The sequence below is a fragment of the Bradyrhizobium sp. PRIMUS42 genome, from assembly GCF_023006515.1.
Taxonomy (GTDB): Bacteria; Pseudomonadota; Alphaproteobacteria; order Rhizobiales; family Xanthobacteraceae; genus Bradyrhizobium.
This window is the reverse complement of record NZ_JALBGZ010001223.1, coordinates 1-1111: the sequence shown is the minus strand read 5'-3', so window position 1 is coordinate 1111 and position 1111 is coordinate 1. Positions and strand designations below refer to the sequence as shown.

At 66.1% G+C, this 1111-nt stretch carries 1 protein-coding gene; it reads left to right on the top strand.

Features of this window, described 5'->3' with window-relative positions; translation table 11 throughout:
* On the top strand, nt 1-908 hold a 908-nt coding region (locus MOV75_RS39235), incomplete at its 5' end, for a glycosyltransferase family 4 protein (protein ID WP_247008204.1).
* Between the last annotated feature and the right edge of the window lie 203 nt (nt 909-1111).

Genomic DNA, 1111 nt, shown 5'->3' with positions numbered 1-1111 from the left:
AGCCCTCGCCCGACGATGTCCTGGTGTGGCTTCGCATGCGGCGCCTGATCGCCACGCTCAAGCCCGACGTCATGCACGGCCACGGCGCCAAGGCCGGCGCCTTCATCCGCATGCGGCGACGCTCCGTCGACACCATCCGCATCTACACGCCGCACGGCGGCTCGCTGCATTATCCCCTCAACACCCTCAAGGGCGAGTTTTACGCGCGGCTCGAGCGCGCGCTGATGGATTCGACCGACCTGTTCCTGTTCGAGAGCGCATTCGCGCGCGACACCTATCAACGCATCGTCGGCACGCCCAAGGGCGTGGTGCATTGCGTCTTCAACGGCGTGACCCCCGAGGAGTTCGAGCCGGTCGTGACCGCCGACGATGCCACTGACCTCGCCTATGTCGGCGAGTTCAGGCACATCAAGGGCGCGGATCTGCTGGTCGATGCCGTGGCGCGCCTGCACGAGGGCGGCAAGAAGGTCACGCTGACACTCGGCGGCGACGGCGAGGAAACGGCGGCGCTGAAGGCGCAGGTCGACAGGCTCGGCCTCGCCAATGCGATCCGCTTCATCGGTCACGTCAAGGCGCGCTACGGCTTCTCCAAGGGGCGGCTGCTGGTCGTGCCCTCGCGCGGCGATTCCATGCCCTATGTCGTGATCGAGGCCGGCGCGGCCGGCATTCCCATGATCGCATCCAGAATCGGCGGCATCCCCGAGATCTTCGGCTCCGATAGTCCGGCCCTGTTCACGCCGAGCGATTCCGAGGCCATGGCCGAGGCGATCGCGGCCGCACTCGACGATCCTCAGGCAACGGCGCAGCGCGCGGTCTCGTTGCGCGAACGCATCTCGGCACATTTCTCGCAAGCCGCGATGGTCGACGGCGTGATCGCGGGCTATCGCGACGCATTTGCCAATCATTAACCATCCTTAAGCCCGCTTTAGAAAATCTTCCGATTTGTTCGATAATCGAAGAGCCAGGGGATGCTCGCCCGCGCGCGCAAGGCCGTGCCGTGGGCTTTGGAATGGACGTGGACACCCGTGGAACCGCTCAACGCTCGCTCGATGCTCGACGCCGCGACCAGCGCTGCGGCGAAGCCCGCTGACCAGCCCTTCGTGGAGCGCCG